Origin of the sequence: Pseudoalteromonas sp. UG3-2 (assembly GCF_037120705.1) — a bacterium.
Classification (GTDB): domain Bacteria; phylum Pseudomonadota; class Gammaproteobacteria; order Enterobacterales; family Alteromonadaceae; genus Pseudoalteromonas.
This window is the reverse complement of record NZ_JAWLJU010000002.1, coordinates 3125195-3152138: the sequence shown is the minus strand read 5'-3', so window position 1 is coordinate 3152138 and position 26944 is coordinate 3125195. Positions and strand designations below refer to the sequence as shown.

23 protein-coding genes are annotated in these 26944 nt (G+C 46.1%); 8 read left to right on the top strand and 15 right to left on the bottom strand.

The window, feature by feature from the left end; genetic code table 11:
* Positions 1-2: 2 nt before the first annotated feature.
* The 3 genes from R3P39_RS17335 to R3P39_RS17325 form a co-directional block, all read right to left on the bottom strand.
* Positions 3-929 carry a diguanylate cyclase domain-containing protein gene (locus R3P39_RS17335; RefSeq protein ID WP_336569018.1) on the bottom strand — a complete coding sequence of 309 codons (927 nt, stop codon included), beginning with the start codon at positions 927-929 and terminating at the stop codon, positions 3-5.
* Entirely contained in the window at positions 916-4632 is a 3717-nt protein-coding gene (locus R3P39_RS17330; RefSeq protein ID WP_336569017.1) for a PAS domain-containing sensor histidine kinase, read from the bottom strand. The genes R3P39_RS17335 and R3P39_RS17330 overlap by 14 nt, the downstream gene beginning before the upstream one ends.
* 68 nt (positions 4633-4700) lie before the next feature.
* Positions 4701-6101, bottom strand: coding sequence for a PhoH family protein (locus R3P39_RS17325; protein ID WP_336569016.1), 1401 nt, complete (start codon positions 6099-6101; stop codon positions 4701-4703).
* A 296-nt stretch (positions 6102-6397) separates the two neighbouring features.
* Between R3P39_RS17325 and rapA the strand changes: the two genes are divergently transcribed.
* The 3 genes from rapA (at position 6398) to R3P39_RS17310 (ending at position 11574) form a co-directional block, all read left to right on the top strand.
* Positions 6398-9295, top strand: coding sequence for an RNA polymerase-associated protein RapA (gene rapA, locus R3P39_RS17320; protein WP_336569014.1), 2898 nt, complete (start codon positions 6398-6400; stop codon positions 9293-9295).
* A 100-nt stretch (positions 9296-9395) separates the two neighbouring features.
* Positions 9396-10049, top strand: coding sequence for a bifunctional tRNA pseudouridine(32) synthase/23S rRNA pseudouridine(746) synthase RluA (gene rluA / locus R3P39_RS17315; protein WP_336569349.1), 654 nt, complete (start codon positions 9396-9398; stop codon positions 10047-10049).
* A gap of 166 nt (positions 10050-10215) precedes the next feature.
* Entirely contained in the window at positions 10216-11574 is a 1359-nt protein-coding gene (locus R3P39_RS17310; protein ID WP_336569013.1) for an L-cystine transporter, read from the top strand.
* Positions 11575-11607: 33 nt separating this feature from the next.
* Here R3P39_RS17310 and rlmM read toward each other — a convergent pair whose 3' ends face one another.
* From rlmM to hemA, 12 genes are all read right to left on the bottom strand, one after another.
* A complete protein-coding gene (gene rlmM, locus R3P39_RS17305; protein ID WP_336569012.1) occupies positions 11608-12693 on the bottom strand; it encodes a 23S rRNA (cytidine(2498)-2'-O)-methyltransferase RlmM in 1086 nt (361 codons plus the stop codon).
* 9 nt (positions 12694-12702) lie between these two features.
* A complete protein-coding gene (locus R3P39_RS17300) occupies positions 12703-13071 on the bottom strand; it encodes a DUF423 domain-containing protein (RefSeq protein WP_336569010.1) in 369 nt (122 codons plus the stop codon).
* The gene (locus R3P39_RS17295) at positions 13064-13702 is read right to left on the bottom strand and encodes an alpha/beta family hydrolase (RefSeq protein WP_336569009.1); all 639 of its coding nucleotides are present in this window, start codon (positions 13700-13702) and stop codon (positions 13064-13066) included. Before R3P39_RS17295 ends, R3P39_RS17300 begins: the two co-directional genes overlap by 8 nt.
* Complete coding sequence (locus tag R3P39_RS17290; RefSeq protein ID WP_336569008.1) at positions 13699-14604, bottom strand: transcriptional regulator GcvA; 906 nt, start codon at positions 14602-14604, stop codon at positions 13699-13701. The genes R3P39_RS17295 and R3P39_RS17290 overlap by 4 nt, the downstream gene beginning before the upstream one ends.
* Before the next feature lie 62 nt (positions 14605-14666).
* Entirely contained in the window at positions 14667-15521 is an 855-nt protein-coding gene (kdsA, locus tag R3P39_RS17285) for a 3-deoxy-8-phosphooctulonate synthase (RefSeq protein WP_336569007.1), read from the bottom strand.
* 10 nt (positions 15522-15531) lie between these two features.
* Entirely contained in the window at positions 15532-16782 is a 1251-nt protein-coding gene (locus tag R3P39_RS17280; protein ID WP_336569006.1) for a DUF819 family protein, read from the bottom strand.
* Positions 16783-16803: 21 nt separating this feature from the next.
* Complete coding sequence (locus tag R3P39_RS17275) at positions 16804-17628, bottom strand: tetratricopeptide repeat protein (RefSeq protein WP_336569005.1); 825 nt, start codon at positions 17626-17628, stop codon at positions 16804-16806.
* Positions 17629-17802: 174 nt separating this feature from the next.
* Positions 17803-18177 (bottom strand): SirB2 family protein, encoded by a 375-nt coding sequence (locus R3P39_RS17270; protein WP_336569004.1) that lies wholly within the window; start codon positions 18175-18177, stop codon positions 17803-17805.
* A gap of 12 nt (positions 18178-18189) precedes the next feature.
* Positions 18190-19731, bottom strand: a complete 1542-nt coding sequence (locus tag R3P39_RS17265) for a DUF3369 domain-containing protein (RefSeq protein ID WP_336569003.1) — start codon at positions 19729-19731, stop codon at positions 18190-18192.
* Positions 19732-19778: 47 nt separating this feature from the next.
* A complete protein-coding gene (gene prmC, locus R3P39_RS17260) occupies positions 19779-20621 on the bottom strand; it encodes a peptide chain release factor N(5)-glutamine methyltransferase (protein ID WP_336569002.1) in 843 nt (280 codons plus the stop codon).
* Complete coding sequence (gene prfA / locus R3P39_RS17255; RefSeq protein WP_336569000.1) at positions 20621-21709, bottom strand: peptide chain release factor 1; 1089 nt, start codon at positions 21707-21709, stop codon at positions 20621-20623. Before prfA ends, prmC begins: the two co-directional genes overlap by 1 nt.
* A gap of 7 nt (positions 21710-21716) precedes the next feature.
* Positions 21717-22973 (bottom strand): glutamyl-tRNA reductase, encoded by a 1257-nt coding sequence (gene hemA, locus R3P39_RS17250; protein WP_336568999.1) that lies wholly within the window; start codon positions 22971-22973, stop codon positions 21717-21719.
* 83 nt (positions 22974-23056) lie between these two features.
* Between hemA and lolB the strand changes: the two genes are divergently transcribed.
* The 5 genes from lolB (at position 23057) to pth (ending at position 26907) form a co-directional block, all read left to right on the top strand.
* The gene (lolB, locus tag R3P39_RS17245; protein WP_336568998.1) at positions 23057-23641 is read left to right on the top strand and encodes a lipoprotein insertase outer membrane protein LolB; all 585 of its coding nucleotides are present in this window, start codon (positions 23057-23059) and stop codon (positions 23639-23641) included.
* A complete protein-coding gene (ispE, locus tag R3P39_RS17240) occupies positions 23638-24486 on the top strand; it encodes a 4-(cytidine 5'-diphospho)-2-C-methyl-D-erythritol kinase (protein ID WP_336568997.1) in 849 nt (282 codons plus the stop codon). The genes lolB and ispE overlap by 4 nt, the downstream gene beginning before the upstream one ends.
* A 92-nt stretch (positions 24487-24578) precedes the next feature.
* A complete protein-coding gene (locus R3P39_RS17235) occupies positions 24579-25526 on the top strand; it encodes a ribose-phosphate pyrophosphokinase (protein ID WP_336568996.1) in 948 nt (315 codons plus the stop codon).
* A gap of 165 nt (positions 25527-25691) precedes the next feature.
* The gene (locus tag R3P39_RS17230) at positions 25692-26303 is read left to right on the top strand and encodes a 50S ribosomal protein L25/general stress protein Ctc (protein WP_336568995.1); all 612 of its coding nucleotides are present in this window, start codon (positions 25692-25694) and stop codon (positions 26301-26303) included.
* A 19-nt stretch (positions 26304-26322) separates the two neighbouring features.
* Entirely contained in the window at positions 26323-26907 is a 585-nt protein-coding gene (pth, locus tag R3P39_RS17225; RefSeq protein ID WP_336568994.1) for an aminoacyl-tRNA hydrolase, read from the top strand.
* The last annotated feature ends 37 nt before the right edge of the window (positions 26908-26944 follow it).

Genomic DNA, 26944 nt, shown 5'->3' with positions numbered 1-26944 from the left:
AGTTAACTTAGCATCCCGCTATTTTGCTCAAGGGCAGCAATAAACAATGGCAGCTGTTGAGCTTGTGCTTTTGCCAGCGCGCTGTCCGCCGTAGCAACTAGCTTTTCCAGCGTATGACCCGCATGCTCATTTACATGCACAACCCCAATACTGACACTCACATGGGCACAAATCGGCGAAGTTTGGTGTGGCACCGCTAACTCAGCTACCGCAGCTTGTAGCGCTTGCGCCAAGCCTTTTAACTTTGTGACGTCGACATGAGACAACACCAGCGCAAACCGCGTGCCATCAAAGCGGCCTATGGTTACATCCCACTGTTTCGCTTCATACTCTAAAGCTCTAGCCACTTTAAATAAGCACTCATCACCTTGCATATAGCCATAGTGCTCATTGTATTTCTTAAAATAATCCACCTCCACCAGCATCACCGCAAAACTACGGTGCTGTGCTTTAGCCTGTTGCAAAACCAGGTGCATCTGCTCATCAAGATAACGGCGATTCGGCAGTTCGGTGAGACCGTCAACGGCAGCGAGCTTTTCTAATAAGTCATTTTTCTTTTTTATAGCCAGATGGTTTTTAATTCGCGCTTTAATCACTAAGGGGTTAAATGGCTTCGTAATATAATCAACCGCACCCAGTTGTAAGCCTCGAGCCTCATCTTTAAAACTCACACTGGAGGAGATCACAATCACTGGAATACTGTAAGTTACCGGGTCTTTTTTGAGTGTTTCAAGAACAGTAAAACCACCCCCCTCGGTAATAAGCACACCTAATATCACCAGATCAATACTGTGCTGCTGCAATATACTAAGATCAAGCTCTTGAGCAGTAGAAAAGCAAAGCTGATAGTCTTCTCCTAAGGTGTTTTTTAACACCATAGTGTTGATTGGGTCATCATCGATAATTAAGATATTTTCAACTGGCTGCATCTTCAACGGCTACCTTTTTTAGCTCGATGAAGCACATAACTTGAGATAATGCCTTTTCTAGTTCAGCAAGCTCTGTGCGACTCGTTATTATTGTTAGTGTTTTACTGCGTGATTCTAAGTCTTTGGCGGCTTTTGCGAGGCGTTTAAAGCCAAGCCCGGCTGCGGCTCCTTTAATGCCATGAGCCAACTCGAATAGCGCTTCCCCCTGCTCCACAGCAGCGAGTTTATCTAGATACTCTCGGCAAAGCTTAGCAAACTTATCTAGCATTGTTTGTAAGAAGCGCTCATTTTGCATCATTTGTGACAAAGCAAATTCATAATCAAAAAAAGGCTCCAGGTTGATGACTTCTTCGCTTAATTCTGCTGCTAACGCTTTGCATGTCTGTTCACCATTAATGGGTTTGACTAAGTAGTCATTCATGCCCACTTCCATGGCTTTATTTTTTTCTTCTTTGCTGACATTGGCCGTCAGAGCAATGATAGGGAGCTGCTGTGCTGTCCAGCGCTGACGTAACAACTGTGTCGCTTGATAGCCATCAATGTCTGGCATGTGAATATCCATTAACACAATATCGGGCTGCAGTGTCTCGCACACTGAATTCAGTTGCTCGGCAGAAGACAGCCCCACCGTAGTAATGCCGTTATGCGCCAGCATGTTTTCACTAATATCTAAATTAAGTCGGTTATCATCAACAATTAAACATAAAATCCCTGCAACCTGAGCACACCCTTGCTCAGCCGCTTGCGTCATATGACCATATTCAGCTAACCAAGTATAAGCGGCTTGGTAAAACACGGCTTGATTTAGCACAATGTTATTGCTCTGCTCAAGCAGCTCGTTATCACCATGAAGCACAATGGCTGAGCTGGCTAAATTGGCGTTGGCGACTTGCTCAGTCAATGATGGCGGCACCACCAAAATGGGCTTTTCTAATTTTCGCGGTCGTTGTTGCCACTCTGATAACGAGACAGTGGCAGCAATACCGGTAAAATAGCTCGGAAGCGGCTCATCACTGAGCAAACAAAACACGTCTTTTTTCGGCTCCACTAATGGGCATGCGCCCTTATCCAGTTGCAGCTCAAAATAGAAACAGCTGCCCTGCTCTGGGGTGGAGTCTACTTGAATTTCACCGCCAAGTAGTGCCACTTCTTGTTTCACAATGGCCAGCCCTAAGCCGATCCCTTCATGTTTTCGAGTAAAGCTTTCATCCCCCTGAGTAAAGGCATCAAATAAGTGCTCTATTTGCTCGGCTTTGATCCCCACTCCGGTGTCCCATACGGCAAACTTAAGGGTCTGCTTGGCCGTTTCATCATTAACCTGAGTAATCGTTAAACCAACGGTCCCCTTGCCTGTGTATTTCACGGCATTACTCAGTAAGTTAACTAAGATCTGTTTAATTTTATCCTCATCACTATAAAGGTAAGGCCAAACTTCAGGGTCCACTGTCATTGCAAAGGTTAAGCCTTTTTGTAAACACAAGGGTTTGATCAGTGACTCTATGGCATTGAGTGCTTGGCTGGTTTGAAAGGTTTCATGGACAATGGTGCCCTGGTGGCTCTCTACCTTGGCAAATTCTAAAATACTATTGAGCATGGTCAGCAACTCGGTGGCGGCACCAGAAAGCTGAGTGAGCTTTTGTTGCTGCAGCTTACTCAGCGAGTCACTCTGGATCATATCCGCCAATCCCAAAATAGCGTTAATGGGGGTGCGAATTTCATGACTAATATTGGCAATAAAGCGGCTTTTTGCCAGTGTCGCACGCTCCGCCTCTTGCTTAGCCAACAGTAAACTGGTGATGTTTTGGATATGCATAACGTAGTATTTAGGCTGCTGGTCGTTATCCCAAACCAAAGAAATACTCAGCTGTAGCCAGTTATACTCTCCCGATTGCGCCACCGTATAATTAGCTACCTTTTTCTTCTCACCCAGTAAGTCGGTTAATATCGCTTGCAAAGCATGCCAGTTTTGCTCATCAAACAGTCTATCTAGTCGGCGCTCTCCGCAGTCTTTAGTCAGTGACAAAAAGCGTTTAGCAGCCTTGTTCATTTCCAAGATTTTGCCGTCAATTGCAGCCAAAATAACACCATTCGGCGCAAACTCTGTCGCAGCTCTAAAGTTCTCCTCCGAGTCTCGCAAAGCATTGTATGCGTCTTGTGCCGCTGTGACATCACGTGCCACTCCCAAGCACCCTAACAGCTTATTATTTTCTGATTTTAGTGGCGTTGTGGTTAAATAAAAGGCTCGAGCGCCAAGCTCAAAGTTAGTCGCAACTTGTTCTTGACGCTCTGCCATTAATGCCTCTTGTTGCAAAAATACGCTGAGCCCAGAGGTGACTTCAGGTTGCGTACGGGCGACAAGCTCGGCCTTTTTTACCCCCATAAATTGCTCAAAAGCCAAATTACAACCAATAAATGAGCCATCAATGTTTTTGAAATAAATGATATCAGGAACGGTATCGAGTACGGCATTTAGCAAGGCCGCCTGCCGCTCTTTTGCCTCATAGCTTTGCTTCAGTGCTTGTTGTTTGCGTTTTACTTCGTCATCTAATTCTTGATTGTGTTTTTTCAGCGCTTGCATCAACCGCGACTTTTGCTCCACCACTTGCTTCACTTGCACAAACCAGGGTTGCCAATCTTGTGGAATGGGATATTCCAAAGTCTTTTTCGGTGCATGCTCTTGCAACGACAGGTAATTGACGAAATGCTTCAGTGGTCGCACAAAAATTTGCCCACTAAGCCAAACTATCATGGTAAAAGTAAATAGAATAAAAAATAACAACAGCCCCAACTCTAGCAACACTTCCCGTTGAATGGGCGCAGCGAACTGGGCGTAGCTTTCATGGTAGTTCAAACTGATGGGTTCTTTTGCCGGTTTGGCGAAAAAGTGCAAGCCATGCTGCCATGGCACTGCTGAACTTAAAGTATTGTCGTTATTGTGCTGGTAATCCTGGCCGGCGATCAGTTCACCACTTTGGTTTCTAAGCTCCATGACACCATCTAATGAGCCAATGTTTTGTAGCCATAAATCAATGATATTACTGCTGTAAATCATCAAAATATGACTGTCATCCAAAGACGATATTTTCTTTCCTAGAGCAAACAGTTGCTGGTCAAATAGTTCTACAGGTGAGCCAACCACAATATCGCCACGACTAAAATCGGGCTTAAAGCGCCCCTGTATTAGCTGGGAAATAAAATGACTACTGGTGGTATCGCGACGTTTAACAAAGGTAAAGCCCTGATCGTTCACATAAGCGATGGCATACAAGCCACCTTGCAGCGCTAAAGCGGCATCAAAAGCCGTATTCAGTGAAAGTACCGTTTGCCACTGCTTAGTGGCGAAGAGTGCTTCCGAGACTTGACCTTGACCGACAATCTCTCCCCCGTTACTCGGAAGTTGGTGATAAAAATGTTGCGGGTGCTGCTCAATATCGTCCAGCCAATGGGGCGGCCGTTGAAATGAAATGGGTCTGGCTAGGTTAACAGCAATGCTATCTAGCACCGTATGTGCAGCATAAAACTCTTGTTTAAGTTGCTGACTAACGTACTCATACTGACCAAAGCGAATGTTGTATTGCTGTTCTAATTTAATTTGATAGAGATGGTAAGCGAGTATAAGAACCAACAGAATAGGAATAACAACAGCGACTAAAATGCCCTTGCGGTAACTTTTTAGCGGTAAAAACTCTTTTGTCGCATCCATGAAGTGGCTCGTTCCCATTTTTTACTATTTGTAAATAAAGGGTAACGAGCCAACTCATTCAAGGCAAGTTATAAATTCTCTTCAGCAAAACTTGCCAGCCTACTTCTGACGACTCCATTTAAGTTAATCGTGGCACTGCCTTCAAAATGTTTAAAACGTTCAACAATATAAGTTAAACCAGAGGTCACTGGGGTTAAATAGTTACTGTCTATTTGCGCCAAGTTACCGGTACAAATTAACTTAGTGCCTTCACCACAGCGGGTAATAATGGTCTTCAGTTGCGATGCGGTTAAGTTTTGGCTTTCATCTAAAATCACCACGGCATTTTGAATACTGCGGCCGCGCATAAAATTCACCGACTTAAACTGGACGTTGGCCTTTTCCATGATGTAATTGCGACTGGTAACAGGACTTTCATCGTGTTTATGCAGCACTTCGAGGGTATCGGTAATGGCCGCCAACCAAGGGGCCATTTTCTCTTCCTCTGTCCCCGGTAAAAAACCGATGCTCTCAGCAATTTCAGGGGTATTGCGGGTGACAATGACCTTGTCATAAATTCCCTTTTCAATGATCATTTCAAGGGCACTGGCCAGTGCTAATAGGGTTTTACCACACCCTGCCGGACCGGTCAGGATCACCAGCTCAATGTCGGTATCTAACAGCGCATCTAATGCCATGCCTTGGTTGATGTTCTTTGGCTTAACCCCCCACGCCTGACGATGCATTAAGCGCTCAACACCGAGGTCTTTTAAACGAATATGCTGGTCGTCGTAGCCTACCACTCGAGCGGCAAAATGTTCGGTATCATCAATCAAATATTCGTTACTAAAAACATCTGGCACTAGGGACTTAGGTACATCATGAATGGTATAGCGGCCTTCTTGTTGCGACTGACATTCGCCAACGTGCTGCCAAAAATCACCGGGGACTTTCTTAAAACCACTGGTGAGAAGAGCAATGTCATCGATTAACTGATCGGTGCGATAGTCTTCTACATACTTCAACCCCGCCCCTTTGGCCTTAAGGCGCATATTAATGTCTTTGGTGACCAACACCACCTTTTTATCACTATATTGAGTTTGCAAATGAACCGCACTATTAATGATACGATGATCATTTTCGTCCCCAGGCAACCCCGAAATGGAATCTGGAAAGAGGTGATCATTGACGATGATCAACTTACCCGAACTGGGTGTACGATGGCTCTCTAACTTTAACGTCGGTAGCGCTACCCCCTCTAGCATTTGTTCTGGTGTGGCATCTCGCAGCACATCATCAAGTCCGCGAATGGCCACTCTGGCATCTCGACTAACATCACGCTTACGGTCTTTAATGTGATCAAGCTCTTCAAGGACGGTCATGGGGACGACAACATCATGTTCTTGGAAGGAGAGATAAGCGAGTGGTTCATGGAGCAGTACGTTGGTATCTAGCACGTACACTTTATGGTCTTGGTCTTGTTTTACCATAGCGCATTCCTGTTGTTTACAGATTATTATGCTATACCCAATGAACAACGCGGTTACTTTGTTGCTCGTGGATACAGTCTAAGTTTAGTCTATTTGTCACAAAAGTCGCTTTTATGACAGTAGAAAAATTGACTTGCAATTCCATAAAAAACAACTAGTTGCTCTGCTTCATGCCAAAAGGCTTAAAACCAATTGCAGCACCCTAATAGAGGTATTAACAGCGCACGGTTTTAAGTTGAACAAAGCCACGTGAATAGGTAACATAGCCGCCTTTTTTCTGCTTAGACGAGACAACCATGAACTTTTCCTTAGGCCAACGCTGGATCAGCGATACGGAATCAGATTTAGGATTGGGAACCATCGTGGCGCTTGAAGGGCGTCAGGTCACTATTTTATTCCCCGCAAGCGGAGAAAACCGTGTTTATTCAGCTCAAGAGGCACCTGTTACTCGGGTTGTGTTCAACCCAGGAGATACCATTCGCCACGTTGAGGAATGGGAGCTAGAGGTGGCTGACATCGAAGAGCAAAATGGCCTGTTTTGCTACCACGGCACTCGCGTCGACACTGGTGAGCCAGCGTCATTTAAAGAAACGTTCTTGGACCACTTTATTAAATTCAACAAGCCACAAGACCGCTTGTTCGCCGGTCAAGTTGACCGCTTTGATCGTTACACGCTGCGTTACCAAACTTGGCAGCATCAATTTGCTAAAGAGCAATCACACCTTAAAGGGTTAGTGGGTCAGCGCGCCAGCTTAATCCCACACCAACTTTATATTGCCGATGAAGTAGGTAAACGCTTTGCACCGAGAGTGCTGCTTTCTGACGAAGTGGGCTTAGGTAAAACCATTGAAGCAGGCATGATCCTGCACCAGCAAGTGTTATCTGGTCGTGCTAACCGTGTGCTAATTGTGGTGCCAGAAAGCTTGCAACACCAGTGGCTGGTAGAAATGTTGCGACGCTTTAACTTGGCCTTTTCTATTTTTGATGAAGAGCGCTGCAGTGAAGCCTACGCCGATGCCGAAAATGTCTTTGAAACCGAGCAACTGGTATTAGTTAGCTTGGAGTTTATAACTAAGAAGCGACGCTGGTTTGAACAAGCCACCTTAGCTGATTGGGACTTGTTGATTGTCGATGAAGCCCACCACCTAACGGTAACCGAGACGCAAGCGAGTACTGAGTATCAGCGCATTGCTGAGCTTTCTCAGGATATTCCTGGTTTGATCCTACTGACCGCAACACCAGATCAGTTAGGACACCGTAGCCATTTTGCGCGCTTACAGTTACTCGACCCCGACCGCTTTTATGACTACGATGTCTTTGTCGAAGAGGAAAGCCACTATAAAGAAGTCGCGGAAGCCGCCAATCACTTATTACAAGATAAAAAACTTGATGCTGAGGCTGAGCAAACCTTAATTGAGCTATTAAAAGAAACTGACATCAGTGCCATTTTGGCCGCGGCACAAGCTGGCAACGAGCAAGCCAAGCAGGAAATTTTGTCGATGCTACTGGACCGCCATGGTACTGGGCGCATTTTATTTAGAAACAGCCGCAGTGGCATTAGCGGTTACCCTAGCCGTCATCTACATTCATACCCTGTGGCCTTGCCTAAGCAATACAAAACGGCGATGTCGGTAATGGGCAATATTGGTGGCATCCAAAGCCCAGAGTACAGTGCAGTAAGGGCCCTATTCCCTGAAAAAATCTTCCAAGAGTTTGAAGGCGAAGGCAGTGGCTGGACTCAGTTTGACCCACGAGTTGAGTGGCTCATCGCAAAACTCAAAGAGTTAAAGCAAGAAAAAGTGTTACTCATCTGTGCCAAAGCAGAAACCGCTATTAGCTTGGAGCAAACTCTGAGGGAGCGAGAGGCAATAAAAGCGGCTGTATTCCACGAAGGCATGTCTATTATTGAGCGCGACCGTGCCGCCGCCTTCTTTGCCGATGAGTTTGACAGCGCGCAAGTATTGCTGTGTTCTGAAATCGGCTCAGAGGGCCGTAACTTTCAGTTTTCTCATCACTTAGTGTTGTTTGATTTACCGCTTAATCCGGATTTATTAGAACAACGTATTGGTCGTTTAGACCGCATCGGGCAACAACATGATATTAATATTCATGTTCCTTACTTTGAAAGTACGGCTCAGGAAGTGTTATTACGTTGGTACCACGAGGGCCTAGATGCGTTTGAAAATACCAGCACCACAGGTCAGTTATTGTATCAATCTTTTGCTGATGAACTATTGGAGCTGATCGCCCAGCATAATTGTGATGAAGAAGCGTTAGAGCCTTTATTACAGCAAGCTGCGGTAGAGAATAAACGGCTGCGTCAGAAAATGGAACAAGGTCGTGACCGCCTACTAGAGCTGCACTCCAGTGGCCACGGCAAGTCAGAGCATATTGCCGCTGAAATAGAAGCCCTTGATAACGATGTGGTGTTACCGGGTTACATGATCAATGTCTTTGATATCTTTGGTGTCAATCAAGAAGACAAGGGCGAGAATACCATTATTCTCAAACCCACAGAGCACATGCTCAATCCCTCTTTCCCAGGTTTAAAAGACGAAGGGATCACAGTGACCTTCGACCGCCATACTGCGTTATCACAAGAAGATGCCCAATTTATTAGTTGGGATCATCCTATGGTCAGTGGGGTGTTCGATATGATCTGCAACGATGATTTTGGTTGTGCCTCGGTGGCATTATTAAAAAACAATAAGTTGCCAGTGGGTACCTTCTTTGTTGAGCTTATTTTTGTTGCTGAAACCTCGGCGCCGAAAGCGTTGCAAATGGGTCGCTTTTTACCACCAACGCCAATTCGTGTGCTCATGGATAAAGGCGGTAATAACTTGGCCGACAACGTCGCGTTTGATGCTTTCAACCAGCAGCTATCAGCTGTGGGTAGGCAAACAGCAAGTAAACTTGTTAATGCCTTACAAACTGCCATTCATCCATTGATCAGCAGCGCCGATGAGTTGGCACAAGCAACCCTTGAAGACATCAAAAACCAAGCCTTAAGCAACATGCAAAAACAGCTTGGCGATGAGCAAGTGCGTTTACAAGCATTAAAAGCAATCAACCCGAATATTCGTGATGAAGAAATTCAGGTGTTTGATAAACAGCGCGAGCAACTCACCACACACATTGAAAAAGCGCAGTTGAAGTTGGATGCCATACGTTTGATTGTGGTATCAAACCAATAATTAAAACCGCGGCAGCAGTCAATGCTGCCATTGTTGATTGCCTACCCTGTAACACGGCATTGAGTTACAATGCCGTGGTTCTATTTTGACGAGGCCCGTTGTGTTACTGAATTACGCCCCCCCAAGCGACCCTTACCTTGATATTCTTTACCAAGATGAGGACATCTTAGTGCTCAACAAGCCCAGTGGCTTATTAACCGTCCCCGGTAAAGACCCCAAGCATTGGGACAGCGCCATTGCACGCGTCAATTACGTCTATCCTAATGCTAAAATAGTACATCGCTTAGATATGGCCACGTCAGGAGTACTTTGCCTGGCCATGCACAAACAGGCACACCGCGACTTGAGTATTCAGTTTCAAGACCGCTTAACTAAAAAGGGCTACGTGGCTCGAGTAGCGGGCCGTTTAGCACCAGCCACAGGATCTGTTGATTTACCGCTTATTTGCGACTGGCCTAACCGCCCGAAACAAATGGTGTGTCATGAAACCGGTAAACCATCACTGACCCATTATGAAGTCATTGCCTACGAAGATGCGGCAACTCGAGTAAAACTCACGCCTATCACTGGGCGCTCACATCAGCTGCGTGTCCATATGTTGTCTTTAGGCCATGCTATTTTAGGTGATAGGCTTTACGCCACAGGCTCCGCTTTGGCCGCTGCTTCAAGGTTGCAGCTCCACGCCGAGTGGCTTCAAATAACCCATCCAACCAGCGGTGCTAGCATGACTTTTACAGCCCCTGTGCCTTTTTAGCATTTATACTCAGACTGTATTCGCTGCGCCGACCGGTAGCAGCCCTATTTACTTACACTTTTATTCATAACCTTTTGTTCTAACGCATGACCGAAGAGTATTTTTTTCTCGGTCTAAAAAGCACTATAGTTGCGCGTTATTTTCCAGTTACTCAACGGGTATGTGAATGTTTTTTGCTGTTGTTGCCGCGCTTGTGGTATTTGCGCTTTTATTGTTTGGTTTGTATCGAGTTCAAAGACGCACGGAGACGTTATCCAAGACCGTTTTATTAGGCTTGGTGGGGGGTAGCTTATTTGGCTTAGGGCTACAGTTTATTTTTGCTGGCGATGTTGCCACAAAACAAAGCATTTTAGACTGGATTGCCGTGGTTGGCAGTGGCTATGTTAACCTCTTAAAAATGGTGATCATGCCGCTGGTGTTAGTGTCTATGATTGCCGCTGTGGTAAAGCTGGATAATCAAGGCTCGTTGGGCAAAATCTCCTTTGTCACCATCTCTATTTTAGTCATTACCACGGCCATTGCTGCACTGATTGGTATCTTTATTACTCAAGCGTTTGGCTTAAGTGCAGCCGGTTTAGTGGAAGGGGCAAGAGAAACGGCTCGCATCGCGGTGTTAGAAGAGCGCGCCACCAAAGTGGCCGATTTAACTATTCCTCAGATGCTACTGAGCTTTATTCCCACTAATCCGTTTGCCGATTTAACTGGCGAGCGTTCTACCTCTATTATCGCAGTGGTTATTTTTGGCGTGTTAACTGGCATTGCAGCCCGTCGCGCAATCATTGAGGAGTCGGCACTCAGTGGCACCATCAGAAACGCCGTAGAGGCAGCACAGGCCACCGTCTTACGTTTAGTACGCATGATCATTGCCCTGACTCCGTATGGCGTTGCTGGACTGATGACCAAAGTGATTGCCACTTCTAGTATGGCCGATATTATCAGCTTATTGGGCTTTATTATCGCTTCCTATGTCGCCATTCTAATGATGTTTGTGGTGCATGGTATGCTGATCACTTTAGTGGGTGAAAACCCCAAGCAGTTCTTCCAAAAAATATGGCCGGTGCTGACCTTTGCATTTACTTCAAGAAGCTCTGCTGCCACCATACCGTTAAATGTGGAAGCGCAAATTGAAAAGCTCAAAGTCCCCCCTGCCATAGCCAACCTGTCGGCCTCGTTTGGCGCCACCATCGGTCAAAATGGGTGTGCAGGGATTTACCCGGCAATGTTAGCCGTGATGGTGGCTCCTACCGTTGGTGTGGATCCCTTTGCTATTGATTTTATTATCTCTTTGGTGGCCATGGTGGCGATTAGCTCATTTGGTATCGCAGGAGTTGGCGGCGGTGCGACCTTCGCGGCTTTAGTGGTGCTTCCAGCCATGGGCTTGCCTGTGACCATTGCGGCATTGCTTATCTCTATTGAGCCATTGATTGATATGGCGAGAACTGCGTTAAACGTGTCGGGCTCGATGACGGCAGGCACGGTAACCAGCCGGTTGTTAAAACAAAAACATCAGGATGAAGCGGCATAGCCGCTTCATGAGGCCTTTTAAAGGCCCTGATTATTAACTATAAAGGCTTTGCGGTACCTTTAGTACGTTAATGTGTACCGTTACTTCCTCACGGTCATGGTAGAGGTGCTTGGCTTGAATTTCATAATCTACGCCATACTTCTGCAACTCTTCATGGGTTAACGTCAGGCACTCATAGACGCTGTCAAAACGCTTTTTCATCGGCAGTTTGAGGTTAAAAATAAGCTCTTTGGTGTAAGCATTAACAATCCAATCGATCATTAAGTTGGCCACTCGGCTTGGTTTTTCCACCATGTCACACACTAACCAATCAATGTTGCGTTTCTCGGGGCGGTATTTGAAGCCATCTTCGGTAAAGTGTTTAACCTGACCGCTTTCCATCAAGTCATCATTCATGGGGCCATTATCGATGGCAGCGACAAACATACCACGGCGTACCAACTGATAAGTCCAGCCGCCTGGGCAAGCCCCTAAATCGACAGCACGCATACCTGGGCGCACACGTAGCTCTTGTTGCTCTTTACTAACAAACACATGGAATGCTTCGTCTAACTTGAGTGTTGAGCGGCTTGGGGCATCGGCGGGCATTCTTAAGCGTGGGATCCCCATAAAAAATGGTGAGTTATTATCGCTAAACGAATAGCCAACGTAGGCGGTATTATTAGCTAAAAAGAGCACGTGCAGTACCGGCTTAGCGGTTTTAATTGCGCGCGTAAGCTTATTGTGTTTTTCCAGAGACTTTGCCAATGGTGTAGAAAACTTTTTACAGAACTTAGACAGCTCTTTGCCTTGGTTGGTATCGGGCGTTTCAACCCGTAACTCGCCACACAGAGGAAAGTCTGTTACTGCCTCTTTAATCACACTAACGCGATCCGCCACCGGCATATCAGTAAGCAGCTGGCCAACAAACCACTGTCTAGCAAACACCAGCTTTTTGAAGTCTATTTTCTTTGTTAATGCTTCAGCGTCGTCGGCATTAAAGCATTCAAAAGTAATAAAAGCCGTGTTGGGCTTTGCTTTTACGTAACCACCGACACCATGTTGGGCGGCGTAATGGTTAATTTCTGCAGCGGCGTCACTTTCAAAGCCACTGCGACAATAAATCACGATACTCGACATTAGACTCTCTTAGAATGAGGATTTATAGATTTGCACAATGAGGATCACCCAGCCGACAATAAAACAGACTCCGCCAATCGGCGTTACAGGGCCAAGCCACTTCCATGAAGTGAGTGCGAGTAAATACAGGCTGCCACTAAAAAGCATCACCCCAGCAAAGAAAAAGCTCCCGGCCAATTGCACTTTGACACCCCATTTTAGCAACAGAGCGACCACAATAATGGCTACGCCGTGAGTCATTTGATAGTGCGCCGCGGTATTGAATATTGCTTGGCCATACTCACTTAAACGACCTTTTAGGCCGTGTGCTGCAAATGCTCCTAGCACCACAGATAGCAAACACAGTAGGCTACCAAGAATAAGATAGAGCTTAGCCATGCACTTGCTCCTTAATAAAGCTGGCCGCCATGGTCGCTGCATTGGCTCGGCTCTCATCCTCGCTAACGCCGCTGACTTTACGTGGTTTGAGTGAGTGGTCACCATCTTTAAGCCACTTGATATTAAGCGTTGTCGGCAGTGTCATGGCTTCAACTTCGGTGCGGTTACCAAAAGTGTCTCGTTCTCCTTGAAGAATAAGAAAAGGACAAGGTAATTGCGCAAAATGTTCAGTTCTCAGCTTATCTGGCTTTCCAGGAGGGTGAAATGGGTAGCCAAAGGCCAGCACACCGGCCACGGGTGACGAGGTGTCACAAGCTAGCATAGAAGCCATACGCCCACCCATCGACTTACCACCAATAAACAAAGGCAGCTTAGGGTCGGCTTGCGCTAGCACGGCATCATAATAGGCTAACAACTTAGGTGCCCGTTCAGGTGGGCGCTTTTTGCCTTCGCGCTTCGCTTGTTGCATATATTCAAAGTCGAACAGTCCCACCTGAATATCGCAAGCTGCCAGCTTTTTTGCCATGTCTTGCATAAAATCACTGTCACTGCCTGCGCCAGCACCATGGGCAAAAATAAACTGGGCGATGGGATTAGTGCACTTGTGCCATTCAATACTTACTGTGCTCATAAACTATTTAACTCTTGTTCCTGTTCTACCATATCGAGCATCCAATCTTTAAAGGACACAATTTTACCTAACTCAGCTTGCGCTTCTCGAAACACCAAGTAATAGGCATTTTTACTTTCTAAATGATGACTAAATGGGATCACTAAGCGCCCAGCATCAATATCGGGCTTGGCTAACACACTATTACCCAAGGCCACACCTTGACCATGAATGGCCGCTTGTAACACCATCGAATAGTGGCTGAATATAGGCCCGGTATTGACCGCAACGTTGCGCACCCCCGCCGTTTTCATCCAAGCTTTCCAAGCACGCCGAGTGGTATCGTGCAATAACGTGTGCTGAGCTAGGTCGCTTGGTTGGTTAAGCGGTTTCGGACCGGTCAGCAAAAATGGACTACATAAAGGCACCAGATACTCGGTATGTAGCTTATGTTTTTGCACCCCATTCCAGTTACCACGGCCATAATAAATGGCAACATCAACGTCGTCAGTCAGCGAGTTATCATCGTAGTCTTGTGCTTTAATTCGGACATCTATTTCTGGGTGAAGCTCGTTAAATTTACTGAGCCTAGGCACTAACCATTGAATTGCGAAGCTTGGTGTGAGACTTACCGTTAATGACCCTTTCGCGCCTCGCGCTAACAACTTTTCAGTGGCATCCACTAACTGCGAGAAGATGTCTTTAATATCTAAAAAGTAACCCTGGCCTTCTTCGGTTAGAAGCAAGGAGCGGTTTTTACGTAAAAAAAGCTTTAGACCCAAGTGCTCTTCGAGGGTTTTTATTTGATGACTCACCGCGGCCTGAGTAACATACAACTCTTCTGCTGCTTTGGTAAAGCTCAAATGTCGTGCTGCTGCCTCAAAGGCTTTTAATGCATTTAATGGTGGTAGTCTTCGTGACATTCATTCATGCCTATAAAAAGCCCGCTGTATGCGGGCAGAATGTATCAAGTTACTCGATAAGATTATAAGTCCGCGGCGCTGGTGTCTAGCGGTGCAAAACTTTTTATCAGCTCATCGACCGCTTTCATCTGCTGCAAGTAACTTTCTAGTTTCGCTAATGGTAAGGCACATGGGCCATCGCATTTGGCTTCGTTGGGATTTGGGTGTGCTTCTATAAACAGTCCAGCTAACCCTAATGCCATACCACTGCGAGCCAACTCTGCGGCTTGAGCACGGCGACCATCGGCCGAGTCACTGCGACCACCAGGGCGCTGCAAGGCATGAGTGGCGTCAAAAATCACCGGGGCCATCTGCTTCATATCGTCCATACCCAGCATATCTACCACTAGGTTGTTGTAACCAAAGCTACTGCCACGCTCGCATAAAATCACCTTATCGTTGCCTGCTTCATTGATCTTTTTAATGATGTGGCGCATTTCGTGAGGGGCTAAAAATTGCGGCTTCTTAACATTGATCACCGCACCCGTTTTAGCCATGGCCACGACTAAATCCGTTTGTCGTGCCAGAAATGCCGGTAGCTGGATAACATCAGCCACCTCAGCCACAGGCTCAGCTTGGAAAGGTTCGTGCACATCGGTGATCACCGGCACGTTAAAAGTGCGCTTAATTTCTTCAAAAATCTTTAACCCCTCATCCATGCCTGGGCCACGGTAGGAGTTGATCGATGAGCGATTGGCTTTGTCGAATGAAGCCTTAAATACATAAGGTATATTGAGTTTTTCCGTAATGGTCACATAGTGCTCGGCAATGCTCATCGCCAGATCACGGGACTCCAGTACGTTCATGCCGCCGAAAAGCACAAATGGCTTGTCATTTGCCACTTCACGGCCTGCAATAGTAATAATATCTGTGTTCATTTTGTATCCTTTAACTGCCGATCACACGGAGTAATTGTCCGCAGAACCATGCCATATAAGTCCCCAACGCATAACCTAAAACGGCCAACAGCACGCCGACAGGTGCCAGCGCGGGGTGAAAAGCGGAAGCCACCACAGGTGCAGAGGCTGCGCCACCAATATTGGCTTTACTGCCTACCGCCACATAGAAAACAGGTGCTTTGATGAGTTTTGCCATAATAAATAACAGACTAACGTGTACGGCCATCCAAATAAGTCCAATAATGACGTATTTAGGCGCTTCGACTATCTTGGTAATGTCCATGTGTAGACCTATGGTGGCAACCAGGATATACAAGAAGCTAGAACCAATTTTAGAAGCGCCCACGGCTTCGTATTGGCGAGCCTTGGTAAAAGACAAGGCCAGGCCTATGGTGGTGACTAACACGATAATCCAAAATAATTTACTGTGCAGAGAAAACTTTTTCAGCTCAGGGTAGTTGGCACTAAAGAAGGGCACTAACAAATCCGCCGCAAAGTGTGCCAAGCCCGTTGCGCCAAACGCAAACCCAACCAGTATCATTAGGTCTTTTAACTCAGGTTTTCGAGCATGTTCGGCTTCAAATGCTTGAACTCTGTCGATTAGGCGCTTAATCGACGAAGTGTCGGCGCCCGTTTTGGCGTCAATCTCTTTATTTCGCGCAGCCATGTACAATAGGCAAGCCATCCACAAGTTCGCGACCACAATATCGACGGTGACCATAATGGTAAATATCTCGCCACCGGCACCATAAATTTCCTTCATCGCCACCATGTTAGCGCCGCCGCCAATCCAGCTTCCAGCCAATGCTGCCATACCTCGCCATACGGCTTCAGGTCCAGCGACACCAATTAGCTCCGGCATAAAGGTAGCGGTAAGTAACAGGGCAATGGGTCCGCCGAGCACCACGCCAACAGTGCCAGTAAGGAACATGATCACGGCTTTTTTACCCAAACCAGCGATGGATTTTAAGTCGATACTCAAGGTCAGCAAGACTAAACATGCTGGCAGTAAGAAATATTTAGCGACGCTGTATACGTCATTATTATTACCATCAACAATGCCGAAGGTATTGAGTAAGGATGGTAGGAAATAACACATCAACAAGGCTGGAACGTATTTGTAAAATTTCGCCCAAAACCCTGTTTTCAAATTAGAGGTATAAAAAACAAACCCCAAAATAACGGCCAACAGGCCCATGATTACCGCATTATTGGTAACGAGCGCAGCACTTTGCTCCATATGTCCTCGCTATTATTATTATCAGTGTAATATGTTGTTATGGTCAGCCAGTTCTTTGATCTGATGCTGGATCATTTCAATGGTGGGATCGTCTGGACATTCATCCACAAAAAACTGCAAATCGTCTTTTGCCATTTTTGGGCAGTTTAATTGATTTAGCAGATACCCTCTGTCGCGACGTTCGTAGGGATCATCACCTAGGATATCCATTAACTGTTCTACACAACTGAGTGCATGACCAAACTTTTCTGCCGCAATAAAGGCCCACTTTTGTTGTGATAAATACAGTTTTAATGACTCTTCATTGAAAATAAGCTCCAGCGGCTCGGCCTCTTTGCTTTCTTCTTTAGTTTCATTTTCCGGTATCAAGTACCAGCTTTGGTGACCTGAGCTTGGCTCAATTAAGTAGCCTTCGTCATCACTAAAAGCAACGTGCACAGCAATGTCACCTTGGTTTAACGCCAAACTGGCATCGAGTTTAGCGCGCTCAAGTAAGTGCACCAAGATTAACCCTAACGCTGTGTTGGTGCCGCTGCGCATTGCTAGGGCATAACACACGCTATTGAGCTTGTGCTCAGAGACATCTTGGCTACTGCCACTGAACAGCCAGTCGGTATAAAACGTGTCTAGAATTTTATCTAAACGCTCGTGGCGATCACGGTTTGCGTGATAAATCTCGTCCACCGCAAACTCGAGCTCTGCAAGCTGACACAAGGTTTTGTTGGTGTCGGCTTGGGCATCCCAATATTGCTCTGCCTTTATGCATCTCAATAAAGGCGGATAGGAAAATGCATCTGTATTGTCATCGAGAGATACGTCTTTCTCATCTAACCAGATATCATTCATAGGACTTGATTTCTCTTGAGTTGCTTCGGTCATAGAACGACTAGTTTACCACTTTTTGTCATATTCCCAAGAGGGGAAAACAAGTTCGGGGCAAAGTGGCTGAAGTTAGGGCGAAAATCGACCGGATAAAAATAGACTGTGGCACTCAGAGTAAGAGTGCCAATGTTGAGGTGTCTAACTAAAAAAGGCTTGTTTACTCACGGCTAAATGACCAATTGCTAAAAGCACCGTGGTGGCCACTGCCAGTGCTGCAATTTTAGTTTTCTTGGCAGTGGATTTAGCAATCACAAACCCTAAGCCAATGTAGCCAAACACCAAGACGATTTTTTGCATTAGCCAAGGTTGCTCAGATGGCTTAAGCCCGGCCGAAACGGCGAGTATTACCGCAGTAACCAGCAACAAGGTATCGACACTGTGGCTGGAAATAAAAACTCCTTTGTGTTTAGCCAATTTGCCACTATTTAAGCGCGACACAGCACGGGTATAAAATAAAACAATACTAAGTACCACAAACAGCAAATGTGTGTGCTTTAAAGCCATGTAATCCATATACTTCTCTATCTAGTCTGGGAAACGTTGTAAAATTAATTCTAATTCATCAATGCATTGGTTGAACACATCAACGAGTTCAGGATCAAAGTGCTTGCCCTTTTGGGCAACAATTTCTTGTTGCGCGTCTTCTTTGCTCCAGGCTTCTTTATAACAGCGTTTGTGGCGCAGTGCATCATAAACATCAGCCAACGCGACAATACGACCATATAAATGAATTTCTTGGCCTTTTTTGCCTTTAGGATAACCTGTACCATCCCATTTTTCGTGGTGATCACGAGCGATTAACGCCCCAGCATTAACGATTTCACGACGTGAGTCTTTTAATAACTCAAAGCCTTTATCAGCATGGGTTTGCATCACCTGCCACTCGTCATCATCGAGTTTGCTCGGCTTGTTAAGAATGGCGTCAGGGATCCCCACTTTACCGACATCATGAAGTGGTGAAGCCATTTTGATAAGCTCAGCCTCGCGCTCTGAAAGCCCCATTTCTCTGGCCAATAAATGACACAAGTGGGCAACGCGTTTGACGTGATTCCCGGTGTTGGTCGAATGCAGTTCCAGTGCTTCACTTAGCCGTATCACTAGCTCCTGCTGAGTGTCTTCAATTTCAGCCTGAAGCTGTACATTTTCGTAAGCTAGCTGCATATTCTGAGCGAAAATATCAATCAGATGACGTTGAGTGTCGGTTAAGAAATCCGGGATCCCCGAGACAAACAACATAGACGCGTGGTTGTAATCGCTAGAGCAGTAAGCAAAAAGGTAATTGTCTTTATAAACAATGTCTTTGTCTTCCAATGCCTTGGTGCAAGCTGACATTTGATCCGGGTCTAGGACCTCGGAAATGGGCTTACCCTCACTCTTCTCGAAGTCTCCCCGGCCAGCAAACACAACCAGCTGGTCTGTTTCTTGACCGGGCTCTTTACCAGCAGCCAACGAGGTGGCGTATATCGCTTGATCAACGGTGCCAATGAGGGATGTGAGCTGTTGTAATACGCCTTCGATGAAGCTTTCAATGGAGTGCGTGGCGAAAATGTCGCGTGATGCCGTGATGATTTTTTCTAAACCTTGGCGAGATTGCTCAATTGCCAAAATATCGCGATAAGAACGTAAACTTGACATCACCACAGTAAAGAGCTTTTGAGCGGTCAGTTCCGTTTTCGATTTGTAATCATTAATATCATAATTAACAATTACTTGACGCTCAGGTGCCTGACCAGGCTGACCGGTACGTAAGATGATACGTATGTGATTATTTTTTGCCGTCTCACGAATGTATTTTGCCACTTGCAAACCAGCGTCGTCGGTCTCCATGACGACATCAAGTAATACCACCGCGGCATCGGGATTGGCATCGATGACTTTTTTCGCTTCTTCACCCGAGTAAGCACTGAGGAACTCTAAGCGCATTTTTTGAAATTCAAAATCACTGAGTGCCAACTTAGTAACGGCATGAACCTCAGGCTCATCGTCAACAATGATGACTTTCCAAGTCCCGATTTTATCGGGCTCAGTTACGTCGGTGAGTTCATCTGAAAACAAAAAATCATCCATATTTAGGATCCTATTGAAGCGCTAAACCTGTGTGTGGAGGATACCTTTTACGGCATCATTGCCAAGGTTACCCTATCACACCCTGCCATATCTTTTATGGTAAGTATATTAATATACGCCATTTGTGCAAAAAACTGACGGATCTTATCGGCTTGCTCAAAGCCATGCTCCAATAATAAATAACCGCCCGAACGCAAATAGGGCTTTGCACTTTCAATAATATGATAGATGTCAGCGTACCCTTGCTGGTTTGCCACTAAGGCGCTTTGCGGTTCAAATCTTACATCACCCTGAGAAAGATGCTCATCAGTGGGATCAATATACGGCGGGTTACTGACAATAAGATCAAACTGTTGCTCGCCAACGGCACTAAACCAGTCACTGTGTAAAATGGTGACGTTGCTGAACCCCAGCCGAGCTTGGTTGCGCTTGGCAAGTGCCACCGCCTCTGTAGATGCGTCCACAGCGGTAACTTGCCACCTTGGGTACTCGCTGGCCAGTGCCAGCGCAATCGCGCCGGTTCCGGTGCCTAAGTCTAACACTGCAGCAGTATCAGGCAGTGTCATACTCAGTACATGCTCAACCAGTGTTTCGGTGTCTGGCCTTGGAATTAGGGTGCTGGCATTGACTTCTAAAGGCAGGCTCCAAAATTCTCTTTCACCGGTAATGTGTGCCACCGGCTCGCCCGTGATACGCCTTGCAACAGCTTGCTCAAATTGCTGTTGTTGTGCGCTGGTGAGTTCAGCTTCAGGCCAAGTAAACAGATAAGTGCGGGTTTTATCTAATACCTTTAATAGCAGTACTTCGGCATCCAGCTTGGCAGAGTCTGAGTGGGGGGTTATCTGTGTAGTTGCCCAAGCAAGCGCTTGAGCAACGGTTAATACGGACATTACTCGTCTTCACTCATGGCCGCAAGCAAGTCAGCCTGGTATTCAATCACCAAGGGATCGATGACCGCCCCCAGCTCTCCGGCAATCACTTCATTTAGACGATATAAGGTCAAGTTAATACGGTGATCAGTGATCCGCCCTTGTGGGAAGTTATAGGTGCGGATACGCTCTGAGCGGTCACCACTGCCCACCAAGTTACGACGCTCTGAAGCCTCTGCTGCAGCGCGCTTTTCATCTTCGGCTTGCTGTAATCGCGCGCCCAACACTGACAAAGCCTTTGCCTTGTTTTTATGCTGCGAACGCTCATCTTGACACTCCACCACTACACCGGTTGGAATGTGGGTAATACGAATAGCAGAGTCCGTTTTGTTAACGTGCTGACCACCGGCACCCGAGGCGCGGAAGGTATCAATTTTCAAATCAGACGGATTGATATCAATGGCTTCGGCTTCTGGAATTTCCGCCATCACCGCGACGGTACATGCTGAGGTGTGAACCCGACCTTGCGATTCCGTCTCTGGCACACGCTGAACCCGGTGCGCACCAGACTCAAACTTCAACTTACCGTAAACGCCGTCACCACTAATATGGGCAATCACTTCTTTGTAGCCGCCATGTTCACCTTCATTGGCGCTGACAACTTCTACGCGCCACTTTTGCGTTTCAGCATAGCGGCTGTACATGCGGAATAAATCTCCGGCAAAAATAGCCGCTTCATCACCACCCGTACCAGCACGCACTTCTAAAAACACATTGTTGTCGTCTTTAGGGTCTTTTGGCAGCATCAACACTTGAAGGTCGTCTTCAAGGGCAGTGATTGCCGCTTTCGCCTCTTTGTATTCTTCTTGCGCCATTTCACGCATATCAGGATCTGAGTCTTTTAGCATCTCTTCCGATGTAGCTACATCTTCTTGTGCTTGCTGATACGCGGTAAAGGCCTTTACCACATCTTCTAGCTCTGAAAACTCTTTTGATAAGGCGCGAAAGCGGTTCTGATCGCCAATCACCTCGGGATCGCTTAGCATGGCTTGCACTTCTTCGTAGCGCTCTACCAAGGTTTCTAACTTACGATATATAGACTCTTTCATCTAATATTTATTCCTGCTCAATTCCTAATGTTTGTTTGAGTTGTGCTAACTTATCGACATCACCTTCTTTGGCGGCTTCTTGAATGGCGCGAGTCGGTGCATGAGTTAAGCGATTACTCAACTTATTTGCTAATTCGTTTATTACTTTTTCTGCATCTTTGCCCGATTGTAGCTGATTAAGGGCTTTTTCCACGAGTTCATTTTTTATTTCTTGCGCACTTTGGCGGTATTGCCTAATCACATCAACAGAATGCAGTGAGCGCTGCCACTGAGAAAATTCTTGGGTGCGTAAGTCAATAATTTGCTGTGCGTCTTTGGCTGCTTGTTCTCGGCTGGCCAGGTTTTCATTAACGATGGCTTGCAAGTCGTCCACCGAGTACAAGTAAGCGGCGTCGAGCTCATTGACTTGGTTTTCTATATCTCGGGGCACCGCAATATCGATAAATAACATCGGCTTATGACGACGTTTTTTAAGTGCTTGCTCCACCACCCCTTTGCCGATAATGGGCAGAGTACTGGCGGTAGAACTAATGACAATATCAGCATTGGGCAGTGCATCGGGTAACTGCGCTAACGAAATAACGCAGCCTCCTACCTCTTGCGCCAGATTTTGTGCGCGCTCAATGGTACGGTTGGCCACCGTGATCGATTTTGGGTTGTGCTGAGACAAATGCTTGGCCACCAACTCAATGGTTTCACCGGCGCCTATCAATAATACTTGGGTTTTATCTAACTGGCCGTAAATGTGCTTGGCCAAATTCACCGCCGCATAGGCAACCGATACCGCACTGGCGCCAATATCGGTCTCTGTTCTGACTTGCTTGGCAACTGAAAAGGTTTTTTGAAACAAGCGCTCAAAGGTCGGCTGAATGGCATGATGTTGTTTAGCGGTATTAAAGGCTTGCTTAATTTGCCCTAAAATTTGCGGCTCACCTAATACCAGAGAATCCAAGCCACAGGCCACCCGCATTAAATGATTGACCGCGTCTTGATTCATATGTACATACACGTTTTCGGCCAAATCTTGCTCAGCAACGTGATGAAATTCAGATAACCAGTTTAGTAAGGCTTGGGGATCTGCAGTCTCAAGGCTACAATAGATTTCGGTGCGATTACAGGTCGATACGATCACAGACTCGTTAAACTGCGGCGCATGTTGGAGTTGATGCAATGCTTCAGTAAGCTGCTCTGGAGAAAACGCGACTTTTTCACGTAATTCTACAGACGCGGTTTTGTGATTAATACCAAGTGCGATGATGGTCATAGATGCCAGTGTTGCTCGAGCCCTGCTTTAAAGCCGGCAATTTTACCAAAAATCAATCGAATATGGAAAGTAAGGAAAAGCCTTTGAAACAACTTCATTTGATTTTACTCATATTTTTATTTGTTTTAGGGGGTTGTGCTCAACGTTTAGCGGAGCAAAAGCCTACCTCACAGTGGCAAACTAAGTTACAACAACAGCAAAACTGGCAAGCAAGGGGAAAACTTGCCTTTATCGCCCCAGACAACCGCCAGTCCACTAACTTTAATTGGTATTTCAATGATAATAAACAAAATTTAATTTTAACTAGTTTTGTTGGCACGCGTATTTTTGAATTAAAGGAGCTTTCCAGTCATTCGCAACTGACGTTTGAAGATAAAACCCACAAAGGCATGGATAGCAGCGACTTAGTCAGACGCTTAAGTGGCTTATCGTTACCAGTAAACCAGGCGCCACAATGGTTAACAGGCTTAATGGCGAGCGAAACCAGCGAAGTAGACGAGCAAGGCCGACTTAAACAGGCCCAATGGCAAAGTCCGCAGGGTCGAATTTGGCAAATCCAATACCAACAATATAAAATGCAAGACGGCATGTGGCTTCCCAGTCGCATGGTGCTTTCATCGGCCAGTATTAAGGTCAAAGTATTAATCACTTCATGGCAGTTTTCATGACCACAGTAACACTCAACGCCCCTGCTAAGCTGAATTTATTTTTACACATTAACGGTCGCCGTGCTGATGGCTACCATGAACTGGAGACGCTTTTTACGTTTTTAGACTATGGCGATGAACTCACCTTTACGCGCACAGAAGCGTCAGAGGATATTCAACTAAGCGGGGATGTTGCAGGTATTGCCACTGCCGATAACCTTATTTACAAGGCGGCTAAAACGCTGGAGCCTTTCAAGCAAACCAGCGCCGGTGTTGCCATCCAGCTGACCAAAAACCTGCCTATGGGAGGTGGCGTCGGCGGAGGCTCTTCGGATGCAGCCACCACGTTATTAGCATTGAATCAGCTCTGGCAATGTAATTTATCGCTTACTGATCTAGCAAAGTTAGGCCTTAAACTCGGTGCCGACGTGCCGGTTTTCATTGCCGGTAAAACGGCCATTGCCCATGGTGTTGGCGAACAACTTGAAGCGGTTGAAATACCACAGAAGTGGTATTTGGTGGTGGCTCCAGCGGTGCATGTCAGCACCGCGGCGGTGTTTACACACCCAGATCTTCCTCGCAATACGCCTAAACTTTCCAGTACTTGGCGCCTCGAGGAGACTGGTAACGACTGTCAAACTCTTGTCAAAAAGCTTTACCCCGAGGTTGAAAAGACCCTCTCGTGGTTGCTAAAATATGCACCAACCAAAATGACTGGTACTGGAGCTTGTTGTTTCGCGGAATTTGAAACGCGCGAGGCAGCGCTGCGTGTGCTCGAATTACTACCATCATCTTGGCGAGGCTTTGTTGCCCAAAATACAAGTGAGTCAATCTGTCATCGACAGTTACGCGCTTGGAAAAACTAGAAGTAGATTGTTTAAGTTAGCTTGTTTTGACTTTGTCAGTTCATTGTCATTGCATGTTAGTCCAAAAAATTCAGTGCCTGAGGAACCCTACCGTGCCCGACATGAAGCTCTTCGCTGGTAACGCAACACCCGAGTTAGCTCAAAAAGTTGCAAAACGTCTGTTTATTGAGTTAGGTGATGCCGTTGTTGGCCGTTTTAGCGACGGTGAAATTAGCGTACAAATCAACGAAAACGTACGTGGCTCAGATGTCTTTATCATCCAATCAACCTGTGCCCCGACTAATGATAACCTAATGGAGCTAATCGTCATGGTTGATGCGCTACGTCGTGCATCTGCTGGCCGTATTACAGCCGTTATTCCATACTTCGGCTATGCTCGCCAAGACCGCCGTGTACGCTCTGCGCGTGTGCCAATTACTGCAAAAGTAGTGGCGGACTTCCTTTCTAGCGTGGGCGTTGACCGTGTTCTAACTGTCGACCTACATGCTGAACAAATCCAAGGTTTCTTCGATGTGCCAGTTGATAATGTTTTCGGCAGCCCTGTGCTGATTGAAGACATGAAAGAACGTCAGTTCGAAGACGTTGTGGTGGTATCACCTGATATTGGTGGTGTGGTGCGCGCTCGTGCAATCGCTAAGCTACTCGACGACAAAGACCTGGCAATTATTGATAAGCGTCGCCCACAAGCGAATGTCTCGCAAGTAATGCATATTATCGGTGATGTAGCCGGTCGTGACTGTATTATTGTTGACGACATGATTGATACTGGCGGTACCTTATGTAAAGCAGCTGAAGCACTGAAAGAACATGGTGCAAAACGCGTATTTGCTTATGCTACCCACCCAGTGTTATCAGGAAATGCGGCAGAGAATCTACGCAATTCAGTTATCGACGAAGTGATCGTCACTGACTCTATTCCACTTTCTGATGAGCTTAAAGCGCTTGATAACATCAAAGTATTAACGCTTGCCGATATGATGGCTGAAACAATCCGTCGCATCAGTAATGAAGAATCTATCTCGGCGATGTTTCAACACTAAGCGTTGACCAGTAAGCCGATGTGGAAAAGCACCTGTTATGGTGCTTTTTTTGTTTATAAGGTTTCATTAGTGGTGGGTTAGTGTTATATTAGCGCGCCTTTTTTAGGCAGGGAGTTTGGTCGCGAACTCTCTGACACATTAACTTAAATTATTTGGAGACAATCCATGTCTGTATACAAACTAGACGCTGAAGTACGTAATGACCTAGGTACTGGTGCGAGCCGCCGCCTACGTCGCGCTGATAAAGTTCCTGCTATCCTATACGGTGCAGGTAAAGATGCAGTTTCTCTAACACTTGATCACAACAAAGTACTTAAGATGCAAGAAGATGAGGGTTTCTACACTCACATTCTTACACTAAACATTGGTGATGATGCTGTTGAAGCTATCCTTAAAGACATTCAACGCCACCCGTTCAAGCCTAAGATCACTCACTTAGACTTCCAACGTGTTGATGCTAGTCAGAAGATCCACACTAAGGTGCCAGTACACTTCATCAACGAAGAAGCTATCACTAAAGCGGGTAACACTATTGTTCACCAACTAACTGAAATTGAAATCACTTGTCTTCCTGCAAGACTTCCTGAGTTCATCGAAGTTGACGTGTCTTCACTACTAGTTGGTCAAACACTTCACCTAACAGATATCACATTCCCAGCTGGTGTTGCATCAGTTGAGCTTGCTAAAGGTGCAGACCACGACCAAGCTGTTGTTACAGTAAACCCTCCTAAAGCAGCTCCTGCTGAAGAAGAGTCTGCTGAAGACGAAGCTGAGTAATAGTTAAGGTGTTAGCACCTTGAGTACTATTCAAATGCTTGTGGGCCTGGCTAATCCAGGCCCCGAATACGCAAACACCCGTCATAATGCTGGTGCGTGGTTCATCGAAGAACTCGCCAAACGTTACAACTGCCTTCTCAAACCGGACTCTAAGCATCACGGCCTCACTGGCAAAGTGCTTATTAACAATCAAGAATTCAAATTATTAATCCCCACAACTTATATGAATTTAAGTGGTAAAGCAGTGGCTAGTCTTGCCAACTTCTATAAGATCCCTGTGGAGAATATTCTGGTTGCGCATGATGAAATGGATCTAGATCCCGGTATCGCTAAACTAAAAAAAGGCGGTGGTCACGGCGGCCACAATGGCTTAAAAGACATCATCGCTAAAATGGCTAATAACAAAGAGTTTATGCGCCTTAGGATCGGCATTGGCCACCCAGGACATCGCGATAAGGTCACAGGTTGGGTGCTAGGTAAGGCACCGCAAGTAGATCAGCAGAAAATTGAAGATGCCATTGACGAAGCAGTTCGTTGTATGGAAATTTTGGCTAAAGATGGCGTGTTAAAAGCGCAAAATAGACTACATTCTTTTAAACCGTAACAGGTTCACTGCTGCGATTGATTGAGTTAACCCAGCG